At 63.7% G+C, this 14,207-nt stretch carries 14 protein-coding genes; 9 read left to right on the forward strand and 5 right to left on the reverse strand.

The genetic code is table 11. The features are described 5' to 3' along the window. The first annotated feature begins 47 nt into the window (after window positions 1-47). The 4 genes from JO391_RS11575 (at window position 48) to JO391_RS11590 (ending at window position 3,979) form a co-directional block, all read left to right on the forward strand. Entirely contained in the window at window positions 48-467 is a 420-nt protein-coding gene (locus JO391_RS11575) for a c-type cytochrome (protein WP_220660645.1), read from the forward strand. 537 nt (window positions 468-1,004) lie between these two features. Further along, window positions 1,005-2,675 (forward strand): cytochrome c oxidase subunit I, encoded by a 1,671-nt coding sequence (gene ctaD, locus JO391_RS11580; RefSeq protein WP_220660646.1) that lies wholly within the window; start codon window positions 1,005-1,007, stop codon window positions 2,673-2,675. A 64-nt stretch (window positions 2,676-2,739) separates the two neighbouring features. Beyond that, window positions 2,740-3,468 (forward strand): Stf0 family sulfotransferase, encoded by a 729-nt coding sequence (locus tag JO391_RS11585; RefSeq protein ID WP_220660647.1) that lies wholly within the window; start codon window positions 2,740-2,742, stop codon window positions 3,466-3,468. Between the two features lie 10 nt (window positions 3,469-3,478). Continuing rightward, window positions 3,479-3,979 (forward strand): DUF2244 domain-containing protein, encoded by a 501-nt coding sequence (locus JO391_RS11590; protein ID WP_220660648.1) that lies wholly within the window; start codon window positions 3,479-3,481, stop codon window positions 3,977-3,979. A gap of 47 nt (window positions 3,980-4,026) precedes the next feature. Here JO391_RS11590 and JO391_RS11595 read toward each other — a convergent pair whose 3' ends face one another. After that, the gene (locus JO391_RS11595; RefSeq protein WP_220660649.1) at window positions 4,027-4,482 is read right to left on the reverse strand and encodes a GatB/YqeY domain-containing protein; all 456 of its coding nucleotides are present in this window, start codon (window positions 4,480-4,482) and stop codon (window positions 4,027-4,029) included. Window positions 4,483-4,656: 174 nt separating this feature from the next. Here JO391_RS11595 and carA point away from each other — a divergent pair, with 174 nt between their 5' ends. After that, a complete protein-coding gene (gene carA, locus JO391_RS11600; protein WP_220660650.1) occupies window positions 4,657-5,832 on the forward strand; it encodes a glutamine-hydrolyzing carbamoyl-phosphate synthase small subunit in 1,176 nt (391 codons plus the stop codon). A 152-nt stretch (window positions 5,833-5,984) separates the two neighbouring features. Then, on the forward strand, window positions 5,985-7,718 hold the full coding sequence (locus JO391_RS11605; protein ID WP_259444679.1) for a glycosyltransferase: 1,734 nt from the start codon (window positions 5,985-5,987) through the stop codon (window positions 7,716-7,718). Window positions 7,719-7,721: 3 nt separating this feature from the next. Here JO391_RS11605 and JO391_RS11610 read toward each other — a convergent pair whose 3' ends face one another. Further along, complete coding sequence (locus JO391_RS11610) at window positions 7,722-8,357, reverse strand: GntR family transcriptional regulator (protein WP_220660652.1); 636 nt, start codon at window positions 8,355-8,357, stop codon at window positions 7,722-7,724. Window positions 8,358-8,469: 112 nt separating this feature from the next. On the opposite strand from JO391_RS11610, the gene JO391_RS11615 reads away from it, so the two are divergent. From JO391_RS11615 to JO391_RS11625, 3 genes are all read left to right on the forward strand, one after another. Beyond that, window positions 8,470-9,117, forward strand: coding sequence for a pyrimidine 5'-nucleotidase (locus tag JO391_RS11615; protein ID WP_220660653.1), 648 nt, complete (start codon window positions 8,470-8,472; stop codon window positions 9,115-9,117). A gap of 78 nt (window positions 9,118-9,195) precedes the next feature. Next, window positions 9,196-9,438, forward strand: coding sequence for a hypothetical protein (locus JO391_RS11620; RefSeq protein WP_220660654.1), 243 nt, complete (start codon window positions 9,196-9,198; stop codon window positions 9,436-9,438). An 85-nt stretch (window positions 9,439-9,523) separates the two neighbouring features. Continuing rightward, entirely contained in the window at window positions 9,524-10,723 is a 1,200-nt protein-coding gene (locus tag JO391_RS11625; RefSeq protein WP_220660655.1) for a UbiH/UbiF family hydroxylase, read from the forward strand. Here the strand turns inward: JO391_RS11625 and JO391_RS11630 are convergent, their stop codons facing one another. Genes JO391_RS11630 through JO391_RS11640 form a run of 3 tightly spaced genes read right to left on the reverse strand, consistent with a single transcriptional unit; the run spans window position 10,724 to window position 14,122 of the window. After that, window positions 10,724-12,067: a cytochrome P450 gene (locus tag JO391_RS11630; protein WP_220660656.1), complete on the reverse strand. Its 1,344-nt coding sequence runs from the start codon at window positions 12,065-12,067 to the stop codon at window positions 10,724-10,726. Continuing rightward, window positions 12,064-13,314, reverse strand: coding sequence for a hypothetical protein (locus JO391_RS11635; RefSeq protein ID WP_220660657.1), 1,251 nt, complete (start codon window positions 13,312-13,314; stop codon window positions 12,064-12,066). The genes JO391_RS11630 and JO391_RS11635 overlap by 4 nt, the downstream gene beginning before the upstream one ends. A 55-nt stretch (window positions 13,315-13,369) precedes the next feature. Beyond that, complete coding sequence (locus JO391_RS11640) at window positions 13,370-14,122, reverse strand: cytochrome c biogenesis CcdA family protein (RefSeq protein ID WP_220660658.1); 753 nt, start codon at window positions 14,120-14,122, stop codon at window positions 13,370-13,372. Window positions 14,123-14,207: the final 85 nt, after the last annotated feature.

A 14,207-nucleotide genomic window follows, 5' to 3' on the forward strand; every position in this document is an offset into this window, starting at 1 on the left:
CCCAAGTCGACTCAGCAACGTCGCAATAGCCAAGGAGCGGACGACCCATGAAACTTTCCCTGATTGCACTTGCCGTGGCCACCGTCGCTGCCGCTCCCGCGCTTGCGGCCGGTGACGCAGAAAAGGGCGCCAAGGAGTTCAACAAGTGCAAGGCGTGCCACGCGATCATCGCGGATGACGGCACAGCCATCGTGAAGGGCGGCAAGACCGGCCCGAACCTTTACGGCGTCGTGGGCCGCAAGGCCGCTTCAGAAGAGGGGTTCAAGTACGGTGCCGGCCTTGTGGAGCTTGGCGAGACCGGTCTTGTCTGGGACGAGACACTCATCGCCGAATATGTCGCTGATCCGTCCAAGTTCGTGAAAGAGAAGACCGGGGACAGCGCAGCGAAGTCGAACATGACCTTCAAGTTGGCAAAGGGCGGTGAGGATGTTGCCGCCTATCTCGCTTCAGTCAAGCCCGCGCAATAAGACCCCTTGCGAGCCCGGACGACCATGCGGGCGGCCCATCGTGGCCGCCCAATCCTTTCAGCGAGGCCCGATCAGCCGCCGCAACCCGGCTTGTAGACCCGTGGCTCGCCACTCGGGCATAGCCCACTCTTGCGCTCCGCAAGGCCCCCGTCTTCGGACGGCATGATCAGAGCAGGGCTGGCAGCTATTGCTGTCGTGGTCGCAATCGGTGCGAAGAGTTGAGCGGCAAGGATGGTCAGAACTAGCGACCTCACGGGGCGTCCTTTCACTTTGGTTGTCTGACCGAAACTGGGTTGCCAGAGCTCATGGCGAGCCGGTCCGAGGCCTGGCGAACCCTCGTAAACAGCGTGGACCAAGGTCGGGTCACCTGCAATCCGACCCGTCACGAAGGCGCAGCGCCCGTGCGACACATGCAGCATTGTTGATCTGGATCAATTTCGCGCATTGCCGCCACCGGACGGGGTCGGTAAACACAGGCTTAAGGCCCTGTCCACGCAGACGAGGGCCATCAAAGTCATATCGCTACGGGAGACGCCAATGGCCGACGCAGCCATTCATGGCCACGACCATGACCATCGGGGGTTCTTTACCCGCTGGTTCATGTCGACGAACCACAAGGACATCGGGATCCTCTACCTGTTCACAGGTGGGATCGTGGGTCTGATCTCGGTCATCTTCACCGTGTACATGCGGATGGAGCTGATGGAACCGGGCGTGCAGTACATGTGCGCGGAAGGCATGCGCCTGACCGCTGCCACGGTGGAAACCTGCACCCCCAACGGACATCTCTGGAACGTGACGGTAACCGCGCACGGCATCCTGATGATGTTCTTCGTGGTGATCCCCGCGCTGTTCGGCGGCTTCGGCAACTACTTCATGCCGTTGCAGATCGGCGCGCCGGACATGGCGTTCCCCCGCATGAACAACCTCAGCTACTGGCTCTACGTCGCGGGCACCTGCCTTGCCGTGGCTTCGGTGTTCTCGCCGGGCGGCAACAGTCAGCTCGGCTCCGGCGTGGGCTGGGTGTTGTATCCGCCGCTGTCGACCGCTGAAGGCGGTTACTCGATGGACCTGGCGATCTTCGCCGTTCACCTGTCGGGCGCATCTTCGATCCTTGGCGCGATCAACATGATCACGACCTTCCTGAACATGCGCGCGCCCGGCATGACGATGCACAAGGTTCCGCTGTTTGCCTGGTCGATCTTCGTGACGGCATGGCTTGTCCTTCTGGCGCTGCCGGTTCTGGCCGGTGCCATCACCATGCTGCTGACCGACCGCAACTTCGGCACGACCTTCTTCCAGCCCTCGGGTGGTGGCGACCCGATCCTGTACCAGCACATCCTGTGGTTCTTTGGCCACCCGGAAGTCTACATCATCGTACTGCCCGCTTTCGGCATCATCAGCCAAGTGATTGCAACCTTCTCGCGCAAGCCGATCTTCGGCTACCTGCCGATGGTCTATGCGATGGTCGCCATCGGCGTGCTCGGCTTCGTGGTCTGGGCGCACCACATGTACACCGTCGGCATGTCGCTGACCCAGCAGTCCTATTTCATGCTGGCAACCATGGTCATCGCGGTGCCGACCGGCATCAAGGTGTTCTCGTGGATCGCGACCATGTGGGGCGGCTCGATCGAATTCAAGACGCCCATGCTATGGGCCTTTGGCTTCCTGTTCCTGTTTACCGTGGGCGGCGTGACCGGCATCGTGCTCAGCCAGGCCGCCGTGGACCGCGCCTATCATGACACCTACTACGTCGTCGCGCACTTCCACTACGTGATGTCGCTTGGCGCAGTGTTCGGCATCTTCGCGGGCATCTACTACTGGATCGGTAAAATGTCGGGCCGGCAGTATCCTGAATGGGCCGGCAAGCTGCACTTCTGGGCGATGTTCATCGGCGCCAACCTGACGTTCTTCCCGCAGCACTTCCTGGGTCGCCAGGGGATGCCGCGCCGCTACATCGACTATCCGGAGGCCTTTGCCTACTGGAACCACCTGTCCTCCATTGGCGCCTTTATCTCCTTCGCGTCCTTCGTGTTCTTCATTGGCGTCGTGTTCTACACTCTGTTCGCGGGCAAGCGCGTCACCGAGAACAACTACTGGAACGAGTACGCAGACACGCTGGAATGGACCCTGTCCTGCCCGCCGCCGGAGCATACCTTCGAAACGCTGCCGAAGCAGTCGGACTGGGACAAGCAACACGCCCATTGACCAAGGGCACTCAACCGAATGAAGGCCTCGGGAAACCGGGGCCTTCTTCATGAAGAGACGAGCCATGACCCCGGCCCGCACCTTGATTGTCTGCACCACCCCCCGTTCCGGAAGCACGTTGCTCTGCGCGCTCCTGGCATCGTCGGGCGTTGGAGGGCGGCCCGAGTCCTGGTACCGGGCCGAGGATCGTTCAGAGTACGAAGCCGACTGGGGTGTTCCGCCGGGCGACCATCTCGCCTTCCTCAAGAGCGCAATCAAGGCGGGCTCTGACGAGAGTGGCACGTTCGGGCTTCGCCTGCAGGCCGCCTCCCTTTCGCCCGCTCTTGCCGAGTTGCGTGCCAGTTTTGGCAACCTGCCGGACCGCGACCTGCTGAAGCATGCCTTCGGCCCTTGCACATTCATCTACATCCGGCGGAACGACGACGTGGCTCAGGCCGTGTCGCGCCTGAAGGCCGAGGTCAGCCAGGTCTGGCATCTGGACGGCACGGAACCCCCGCCACGCGGGGAGCCCGCCTATGACGCGGCCCGGCTGGACGAATTTCGGCTGGAGGCGGCCGAGGGGAACTCTGCATGGGAAGCCTGGTTCGCTGCACAGGGGATCGCCCCGATCCGGTTGGTCTATGAGGCGTTTGTCACCGATCCGGCCGGACAGGTGCGAACGCTCCTCACGCGGTCAGGCCTGCCGCCGCATCCGGACAGACAAATCACGGCGACCAACCGAAAAATGGCTGATTCATCAAGCGAAGCCTGGGCTTCCCGCTACAGGCGCGAGCGTGGACTTCAATCGACATAGGCACAGCCGAATGCCCTATGAATGGCAGAAGGAACTTTCGGATGGCGCACGGCTGCACCTCTGGCCGCATCGCTCCCTCACGCAGCGCGGTTTCGTCGGCTTCTTCGCGATCACCTTCGGCCTGATCACCCTGCCGGCCCTGGCCGTCCTCGGTTCTCCCGTGCTCTGGGGACTCCTGCCCTTCTTCCTCGTGACCCTGGCAGGCATCTGGTACGCCATTCGTCGGAACCAGCGCGACACGGAAATCATCGAAGACCTGGTCCTGCGCGGCGATGCAGTCACGCTTACACGACACGGCCCGCGCGGGCGGCGGCAGGACTGGCGAGCCAACCCGCATTGGGTAAGGGTCATGCTGCACCGGTCAGGCGGGCCTGTGCCGAACTACGTGACGATGAAGGGTGAAGGCCGCGAGGTCGAAATCGGTGCCTTCCTGAGCGAAGATGAACGCATTGCCCTGCATGGAGAGCTTGCCGAAGCCCTGACCCGTATCAGGCAATCAAGCGCACATTGAGGAATCTGACCCGCACTCCTCGCGGGCCGGGCAAAGACGGGCAGGCTTCAGACCAGACGCGCCTTTATCGCCGTGCCCGCAGCCGCAAAATCCATCTGACCAGTATAGCGCCCCTTCAGCGCCGCCATGACCCGCCCCATGTCTCGAATGCCGCTGGCGCCGGTTTCAGCAATTGCGGCCTCGATTGCGGCTTGCACCTCATCAGCGGTCAACTGGCGAGGCAGAAACTCTTCGATGACGCGGATCTCGTTCAGTTCCTTTTCCGCCAGTTCCAGCCGGCCGCCCTCTTCATAGGCCCGGGCGCTCTCCTGGCGCTGCTTGACCATCTTGCCCAAGATCGCCGTGAGGTCCGCGTCGGTCAGTTCCCCTGCCCCTTCGCCTCGGGCGGCGATCTCCCGGTCCTTGATGGCGGCGTTGATCAGTCGCAGTGCGGAAAGCCGGTCGGCTTCCCGCGCCTTCATCGCGTCCTTCAATTCGGCCTGAAGCCGGTCACGCAACGCCATCGCTGTCCCCTTCGCGCCTTGCAGTCGCAGCATAGCGCGGCAATGCCCAAAGGACAACCAGCCATCACGGCGGCAAGCCACTGGTAACAAAGGAAATTCTGTTTGAGCTGAGACCTTGACCCTGTCACCGGCGATCTTTAGGTTCCGCGCAATTTGCCCAATGGAGAGTCGCAGATGCCGAGCCGCGCCACGAGCCAGCCGAAACCGACCGCCTGCCTTGCGCTCGCCGACGGCACTCTGTTCTACGGTCACGGCTTCGGCGCAGTCGGCCAGACGGTCGCTGAACTGGTCTTCAACACCGCGATGACCGGCTATCAGGAGATCATGACCGATCCCTCCTATGCGGGTCAGGTCGTGACCTTCACCTTCCCCCATGTCGGAAATGTTGGCGTCACGCCAGAAGACGACGAGACCGGCGAACCGGTGGCAGCCGGCATGGTGGTAAAGTGGGATCCAACAGAGCCGTCCAACTGGCGCGCAACTGGTGATCTGGTGTCGTGGCTGGAAAAGAAGGGCCGCATCGGAATTGGCGGCATCGACACTCGACGACTGACTCGCGCGATCCGCCAGCAGGGCGCCCCGCATGTGGCATTGGCGCATGATCCGGAAGGGCGCTTTGATCTCGAAGCTCTGGTCGCCAAGGCGCGCGCCTGGAAAGGGCTCGTCGGTCTGGACCTCGCAAAGGACGTCACGTGCGCACAAAGCTATCGGTGGGATGAAAAGCGGTGGGCCTGGCCGGAAGGCTATGCCCGGCGCGAAGGGCCCGGTCTTCGAGTGGTTGCCGTGGACTACGGCGCCAAGCGGAACATCCTGCGCTGTCTCGTCAGTGCCGGATGTGAGGTTACTGTGCTTCCGGCTACAGCCACGGCAGAGGACGTGCTCGCACTGAATCCGGAAGGCGTCTTCCTGTCGAATGGCCCCGGCGATCCTGCGGCCACCGGGGAATATGCCGTGCCGATGATCCGCGGCGTGCTGGAACGTGATCTGCCGCTCTTCGGCATCTGCCTCGGCCATCAGATGCTGGCGCTCGCCTTGGGCGGCAAGACGGTGAAGATGAACCACGGCCACCACGGCGCCAACCATCCGGTGAAGGATCTGACCACGGGCAAGGTCGAGATCACGTCGATGAACCACGGCTTCACCGTGGACAGCCAGACCTTGCCGACAGGCGTCAGCGAGACGCATGTCAGCCTTTTCGATGGGTCGAACTGCGGAATCGCTGTGGACGGCAAGCCGATCTTTTCGGTGCAGTACCACCCCGAGGCTTCGCCTGGGCCGCAGGACAGCTACTATTTGTTCGATCGCTTTGCCGCCGCCATGCAGGCCCGTCGGGCCGCCCAGGGAAGTTAACCGGCCATTAATGCTATTCGAGCCACTCTCCTGACACTGCGGCAGGAGGGGAAATGGCGCGCGGGTCGGCTCGAAAGGCAGAGGGGGGCGCCCGACCGGCACGTCGGGCACTATCGCGATTTCTGCTGGAAGAGGGGATCGTCTCTTCGGATGTGCTGATCGCCGCCCTTGCGTTGCGCCACCGCATGGGCGGTCGCCTTGAAGCGCGCATCGCCGGTCGAACGAACGACCGGGATCGGCTGGCGCGCGGACTGGCGCGGTATCATGGACTTTCACTGCTGGATCCGTTGCGCGATCCGCCGCTCCCGGGCCTCGTGGACATGGTGGATCCGGCATTCTGCCTGCGCGAGGCGCTCCTGCCCTGGCGTCGGCTTGGCGCGGCGACCATGGTCCTCACGGCACGCCCCGAAGAATTCGAGAACCACCGCCCGATGCTGGAGCGGACCTATGGCCCCGTGATCGCCGCCTATGCCGAACCGGAGGCTATCGAAGCGGCCCTGCTTGCCCTTTGCGGCCAGGAGCTTGCCCGCAGGGCGGAAGGCAGAGTGTCGCCCTCGCTGTCTTGCCGCCAATGGTCTCCCGCCAGGTATCGGCCCCTCTTCCTGCTGACCGGCATCGCCCTGTTGATCGCATGTGTCACTTGGCCGACCGTCCTTCTGACAGCCGTGACACTTGCGGTAACCTTCATGCTTGCCGCAGTGGTCGGCCTCAAGGCACTCGCCGCGGCTGCCGGCTTCCACAATGAACTCCCAACCTCGGCGGCGCTGCCGCCCTCCCAGTTCCCGATCGTCTCAATCCTTGTGGCGCTTCACCGCGAAGCCGACATTGCGCCGCGCCTCGTCGCCCGGCTATCACGCTTGGAATATCCGCGCGACCGGCTGGAAGTTCTGCTGGTGGTCGAAGAGCATGACCGCCTGACGCGCGAGGCGCTTGCAGCCGCGGACCTGCCGGGTTGGATGCGCGTCGTCGCGGTTCCGCATGGCACAGTCAAGACCAAGCCCCGAGCGCTCAATCATGCATTGGACCAGTGTCGGGGAAGCATCGTCGGCGTCTATGACGCCGAGGACGCGCCCGATCCCGACCAGATCACCCGCGTTGTGCAGCGGTTTCACGCAAGCCCGGCAGAGACAGTCTGTTTGCAGGGAAGGCTGGATTTCTACAACCCGAAGACGAACGGCATCGCAAGGTGCTTTACCATGGAATACGCGTCCTGGTTCAGGCTCATTCTTCCGGGGTACGATCGTCTACGTCTTGCCGTACCGCTAGGTGGAACCACTCTGTTCTTTCGACGCGAAGCGCTGGCCGCCCTCGGCGGATGGGATGCCTGGAACGTGACAGAAGACGCGGACCTTGGGCTGCGCCTTGCCCGGCGCGGCTGGCGAACAGAGGTCATCGACACTGTGACCGAGGAAGAGGCCTGTTGCCGCGCCTTGCCGTGGGTCAGGCAACGCTCGCGCTGGATCAAGGGCTACATGATGACTTGGGGCGCGCACATGCGCGACCCGCAGCAGTTATGGCAAGACCTCGGACCATGGCGCTTCATCGGCGTTCAGATTCAGTTCCTTGGCTCGGCCACGCAGAACCTGTTCGCTCCAGTCCTGTGGAGCCTGTGGCCCATCGCTTTCGGCTACTGGCACCCGATCGTCGATGTGCTTCCGCACCCGTGGATCCTCGCCATGACAGCACTTTTCGTTTCGACTCAGGCCATCGACCTGACGATAGCGGCCATCGCACTACGCCGCAGCAGGCACCCGTTCTCACCGATCTGGCTACCCGTCCTCATGTTCTATCACATGATGGCCGTCCCGGCCGCCTGGAAGGCGCTTTGGGAAGTGATGACAAGGCCATTCTATTGGGACAAGACAACCCACGGCCTGTTTGGCTGATCGTCAGCGTACGCGGATCTCACCCGCATCAACGCGAAGGCGGGTCTCGAAGGCCTTCGAGATATGTGACTTCAACGCCTGATAGGCCGCCTCGCCGTCCCGCGCTTCTATGGCGCCGACGATCTGTTCGTGCTCCGCCATGGCCGCCTCGTCCCGACCCTCGGCTGCCAGAGAAGTCGTGGCCATCAGGGCCATCGAACGGTGCAGCAGGTCAAGCTGCTGCACAAGAAACCGGTTGTGGCTGGCCAGATGGATCTGTCGATGAAACCGCTTGTTTGCCCGGCTCAACAGGCGTGGATCGCCGCCCAGAAGCGCGTGGTCATCCTGAACCATCGACTTAAGGACCCGGACTTCCTCGTCCGTGGCGTGCCGCGCCGCAAGTCGCGCGGCAAGGCCTTCCAGTTCCGTCCGGACGGCATAGAGTTCGGCCAGCTGATTGTGATCCAGCGAGGCCACCATCAGACTGCGCCCGTCGCGCACCAGCATCGACTGGGTTTCCAGCCGCTGAAGCGCCTCGCGCACCGGCGTGCGGCTTACGCCCAGGCGCTCGGCCAGCTCCGACTCCACCAGCCGGTCGCCCGGTTTGTAGACGCCAGCCTCGATCGCCTCGAGGATCAGGGTATAGGCGTCCTTTTGCACCGGCTCACTCCTCTGGCTGGTTTCACATAGGCATACACTTGCATACCGCCGATCCACAACCCGCACGATCCAGACGGCTTGCGGTCTGACAACGCCATGCCTAAGACAACTTATGGTCGCCACACAGTTTTCCCACGTCCGCGCATGGGTCTTTGACCTGGACAACACGCTTTACCCGCCGACGACAGGCCTGTTTCCCCAGATTCAGGATCGGATGACCGGTTGGGTGATGAACAAGCTGCGCCTCGGCAAGCGCGAGGCGGATGCCCTGCGCCAAACATATTGGGCGCGCTATGGAACCACCCTGTCTGGGCTGATGCGCGAACATGGCATCGACCCCCTGCCATTTCTGGCTCATGTCCACGACATCGACTTCAGCGAACTCGCTCCCGACCCCAACCTCCGCAGCAGGATAGCCGACCTTCCGGGGCGACGGATCGTCTATACCAACGCCGATACAGCCTATGCCCACCGTGTTCTTGCCGGACGCGGTCTGGATGGGTTGTTCGACGCGGTCTATGGCGTCGAAGATGCAGAGTTCCTTCCAAAACCGGAACGGAAGGCTTTCGAAAGGATCTTTTCCCTCGATGGTCTGGACCCCACCGGCGCGGCAATGTTCGAAGACGATCCGAAGAACCTGCTCGCGCCGCACGAGATGGGTATGAAGACGGTCCATGTCGCACCAGAGGCGCATGTGGCGCCGCATATCCACCACCATACCGACGATCTCGCCGGATTCCTGGCTCGGTTGGCAGCCTGATTCTGCAGTGCGGCATTCTGCTGCATTTCCTGAATCGGAAATGTACCTATGTGAATGAGGCAGAAACAGGAGCACGCCATGACCATGATTGCCGACGTCCGCCCCTCTCGAGCCTCGCGCGCCTTCTACGCAATTCCGGTAATCGGCTGGATTGCAAAGGACATCAGCCGCGGCGTGGAGAACGTGTTCTACGCCCTGATCATCGCCCTGACCCTCCTGGTTCTGGCAGTCAAGGTCTGGGGCGTCGTCGCAATCACCATGACGGCTCTCGCCCTTGTGCCCGTGATGTTCCTCTGGCTCATCGTGATCTCGCAGCCCTGAGCCGGGCGGACGCCCGCTTGGGGCGGAATGTCCCCTCGTCTTCGACGCGCGCAGGCCTATGCTATGTGCCAAGAAGGAGAGTGACATGGCCCGCATCGACACAGATATCCTCGTATCCGGCGGCGGCGTCGCCGGCCTGACTGCCGCGGCAGCCTTCGGTTCGGCAGGCTTCCGGGTGATCTGCGTCGATCCCGAACCGCCTGTGACGGACGGGGATGCGGAAGGTGCAGATCTGCGCACGACCGCATTCCTGCAACCCTCGGTGCCCGTGCTCCAGGCCGCGGGCCTGTGGTCGCGGTATGAACCCCATGCCGCTCCTTTGCAGATCATGCGTATCATTGATGCCGGGGGCGAGCGGCCAGAACCGCGCATCGTGAAGGACTTCGACGCATCCGACATCTCGGATCAGCCCTTTGGCTGGAACCTCCCGAACTGGCTCTTGCGCCGCGAAGCCGTGGCGCGCTTGACCGATCTTGCCAACGTCAGTTTCCGGCCGGGCACCGCCACGACGGGCCTTGCCACCCGACAGTCCGAAGCGCTGGTGGACCTGTCCGATGGCACGCGCGTTGCGGCACGTCTTGTGGTCGCGGCAGATGGACGCAACTCGATCGTGCGCCAGGCCGCCGGAATCCCGGTGCGGACCCTGCGCTACGGCCAGAAGGCACTGGCCTTTGCCGTCACCCACCCCATCCCCCATCAGAATGTCTCGACCGAAATCCACCGTTCGGGCGGCCCCTTTACCCTGGTCCCACTCCCCGACAGGAATGGCCTGCCCGCCTCGGCCATCGTCTGGATGGAACGCGGCCCCGAGGCGATGCGGCTTGCGAACCTTTCCGTGCCCGAGTTCGAGGCCGCCATGAACGAAAGGTCCTGCAACATCCTTGGCCCCCTGACACTTGTGACGCGGCGCAGCCTCTGGCCCATCATCAGCCAGGTGGCTGCACGCATGTCGGGCGAACGCGTTGCCCTGATGGCCGAAGCCGCTCATGTCGTGCCGCCCATCGGCGCGCAGGGGCTGAACATGAGCCTCGCCGACCTGCGCGTTCTGATGGAACTGGCTGGAACCAGTCCCGCGGACCTGGGCTCCGAGAAGATGCTGGACACCTACCACCGCCGCCGCCATCTGGAAGTCGAGGCGCGCGTCACCGGCATTGACGCGCTGAACCGCGCCTCGATGATGGGGGCACAGCCCCTGCGCGACCTGCGTGCCACTGCACTGAACGCACTTTACTCCATCGCCCCGGTGCGCCGAACGCTGATGAAGGCCGGTCTCGGTGTGCGCTGATCACCCGCGCCGGCTCACCTTCAGCCGGATGCCGTCTTTTGCTCGAACCGTGAGGTGCGCAACCGGCACCGGTGGTTCTCCAGCAGGCTCAAACCGAAAGGCCCGGGCCAGAAGCGCCAGAAGCAGTACCCCCTCCACCATGGCAAAGCCCGCCCCGGTGCACACCCTCGGTCCGGCTGAAAACGGCATGTAGGCCGCCCGTGCCGAAGCGCGCCCGGCCTCGCTTTGCCAGCGGGACGGATCAAAATCATCCGGGTTCTCCCACAGCCGTTCATGGCGATGCAGATGCCAGGGTGACAGCACGATTTGCGCGCCCGGCGCGACATCGCGGTCGCGCATCCGCTCCGGACAGCGGTTCTCGCGCACCATCATGGGGACAGGCGGATAAAGCCGCAGCGCTTCACGGAAGACGTCTCTTGCCACCCGCAGCCGCGAAACCGCCGCAAAATCGGGGGCGTCGCCAAGCAACTGCGCCTCTTCGGCCACCCTCTCCTGCCAGTCGGGAAAAAGCGACAACAAAAGCAGGGTCCAGGCCAGTGCCGAGGCCGAAGTCTCGTGCCCAGCCAGGAAAAAGATCGCCACCTGGTCGACCATCTCGTCTGTGTCGAACCGTTCCCCGGTCTGCGGATCGGCGGTCGTCATGATCTTCGTCGCCAGGTCATCGGGCGCCGTCCCCGCCGCAATCTCTGCCGCACGGGCCTCGGTCAATCCGGCGATCAGGCTGCGGATGGTGCGGGCCGACCGCTTGGTCGCCCCACGGTGCAGCCGCGGGAACCAGCGGGGCAGCGGCAGGAAGGCCGCCAGGTTCAGGATCGGCTGCGTCCGCTGATAGGTGCGGAACTCGGTAAAGACCCGAGCCGCAACTTCGTGCTCGATGGGAATGGAAAAGAGCGTGCGGAAGATCACATCGGCGGCGGCATGGCTCATCGCCTCTTCCACCTCGACCGTTCCTTCCGACATCCGCCCCACCGCGGCCTGCCCCGCTGCCAACATGGCCGGGAAGGTATCGCGCAGCCGCCCGCCTTCGAAGGCCGGGTCGATGATACGACGCTGGCGCTTCCATGTCTCGCCGTTGGTGACGAAGACCGAGTTTCCAAGAAGAGGTGCCAGACCTTCGCGGATCCGGTTCGACTTCGGAAAGTCGTCCGGCCGCTCGCTCAGCACCCGGTCAACCAGCGCCGGGTCATTGCAAAGATAGCTCCGGAAGAACGGCGTCCGGAACTCGGCCATCCAAGCCCGGTAAAGTCGCTCCGGTTGCGCCGACAGGATGTCCTGGCGGAACAGCCGGACATAGCGCAGAAGCGAGACCCGCTCGGGCCGGACAGGGGGTTTCGGCGGGATCATGCGGTCGAGGTATAGCGGTTCACGGCCCGCTCGATCCGCGATTTCGAAGCGGCGCGCCCCCGATAGCGGTCGCCCAACGTGACCGGACCCGCGGTGATGCGGAAGTAGTCATAATCGCCGGGCCTGTCGAAGGCGCAGAGATACTGAAAATGCAGCCGGAAGAAGCGCCAGCGCAGTTCCTTCCATCTTGCGGGGCTAAGCGTATGGGTGAAGGCCGCGGAAAACACCAGCGGCCACCGCTTGCCCGGCGGCGCAACGCCCGTCACCGCCACCGGATCGCACAGCGCAAAGGCGCAGCCATCGCCGGGCGCAGTCACATCCACCCAGGTCAGCTCGTCCCTGGCAGACAGATAGGCCAGGTCGGCCCGCAGTCTCCGCGCCTCGGGCAGAAAGGACACCATCGGCACCACATGACCGAGGCTGAGAAACGACAGGACAGGACGCGGCGAGGGTAAGCCTTCGCGGATCAGGTCGGCCAGAATGGAAACCCCAAGATGGGCACCGGAAGAATGGCCAACCACCAGAACCTCGTCCGCATCCGTTTCCATCGCCGAACGGATCACCTTGCCAAATTCGGACATCCGCGCCTCCAATGGCGGAGGATTTGCCCCGCCAAGCTGCGCGGAATAGGCATAATCGTGCATCAGGTAGTATGCAAAGAACCGATGATCCTGCTTGCGGAACCACCGCAGCAGGAAGGCGCCGCAGGCCAGCCCCACGGCCAGCCCGGCCCAGACACCCCAGGGCGACGGCAAGACCCGCGCACCGCCCCAGGCGCCAATCCCCGCGAGGAACAGGGCCGCCAGGGCCTGCGCCAAAAGCATCACGATGGGATACAGCGCGGCAATCACCGGCCCCTTGCGCAGCCGCATCAGCCGGAACAGCGCGCCCGATCCGATATAGGCCCATGCCGTCCGCACCAGTTGCAGGTAGGTCGCCCCGATCCCCTGGGCCATACTGCCCTTGACGATATCGGACCAGACCAGCACCTCCACATCCGCCTCGGCCCGCCCGCCCTCGATCTCGCCCGAGACATGCCAGCCATAGGGGCCCCGGGTCTTCTTGGGCCGCATGGTCAGGCCATAGCCCGAGATTGCGGCCTGATCCGCCCCCTCCTTGCGGTAAAGCTCGCGGTAGCGCCGTGGGTGAAAAGGATCGTAGCCGGGAATGTAGAACACCTTTCGGCGGAACACGCGTGTTCCGGCCGTCGCGGCGCCTTCCCTCCCAACTGCCCGTGCCTCGGTCATGCCTGCCCCTTTGGCCAAAGAATGGCACGGCAATCGGGCAGGATTAAGGGGTATGTCAGCCCAGATTGCCCAGGAAGGGCAGCTTTTCCAGCAGGAACCAGGACATGTCGGTGAAGATGCCCGTGATCAGCATCAACCCGACAACCACCAGCAACAGTCCCATGACGCGTTCGATCAGCTTCATGTGCGGCTTGAGCCGCGCCATCAGCCCCATCGACCGCTCGATGAAAACCGCCGCCAGCAGGAAGGGCAGCCCCAGACCGACGGCATACACGGCCAGCAGCGCGGTGCCCCTCTGCACGCTGCCCTCTTGTGCCGCAAGGCTCAGGATCGCACCCAGTTGCGGCCCGATGCAGGGCGTCCAGCCAAAGGCAAAGGCCAGTCCCAGCACATAGGCTCCAAGCGCCGATCCGCCATGATCACCGGCATCCAGCCGCGCCTCGCGGTCCAGGATCGGGATGCGGAACAGGCCCAGGAAATGCAGGCCGAACACCAGCACAACCACGCCCGATATGGTCACGAAGGTCCCCTGATGCTCCAGGAAGAACAGCCCGAAGGCCGAGGCCGCAAATCCCAGAAGCAGGAAGACGGTGGACAGACCCAGAACGAAGAACAGCGCGGGCAGGATCACTCGCCGCCGCGCCGATGTCTGGCCGCGCATCTCGCTCATGGAGATGCCACCCATGTACGCCAGATAGGGCGGAACAATCGGCAACACGCAGGGCGAAAGGAACGATAGAACACCGCCCGCCAGCGCGATCAGCGCGGCAGTCAGGAAACTTGCATCCATCAGGTCGATGCCGGCCATGATCCCCCCGGGGCTTGTCCGCTTCTATCGCGGGCCGCGCAAAAGGTCACGCCCGGCCGGCGCGGCGGGCCGTCACAACCCCGTC

Source organism: Neotabrizicola shimadae (assembly GCF_019623905.1).
Lineage (GTDB): Bacteria > Pseudomonadota > Alphaproteobacteria > Rhodobacterales > Rhodobacteraceae > Neotabrizicola > Neotabrizicola shimadae.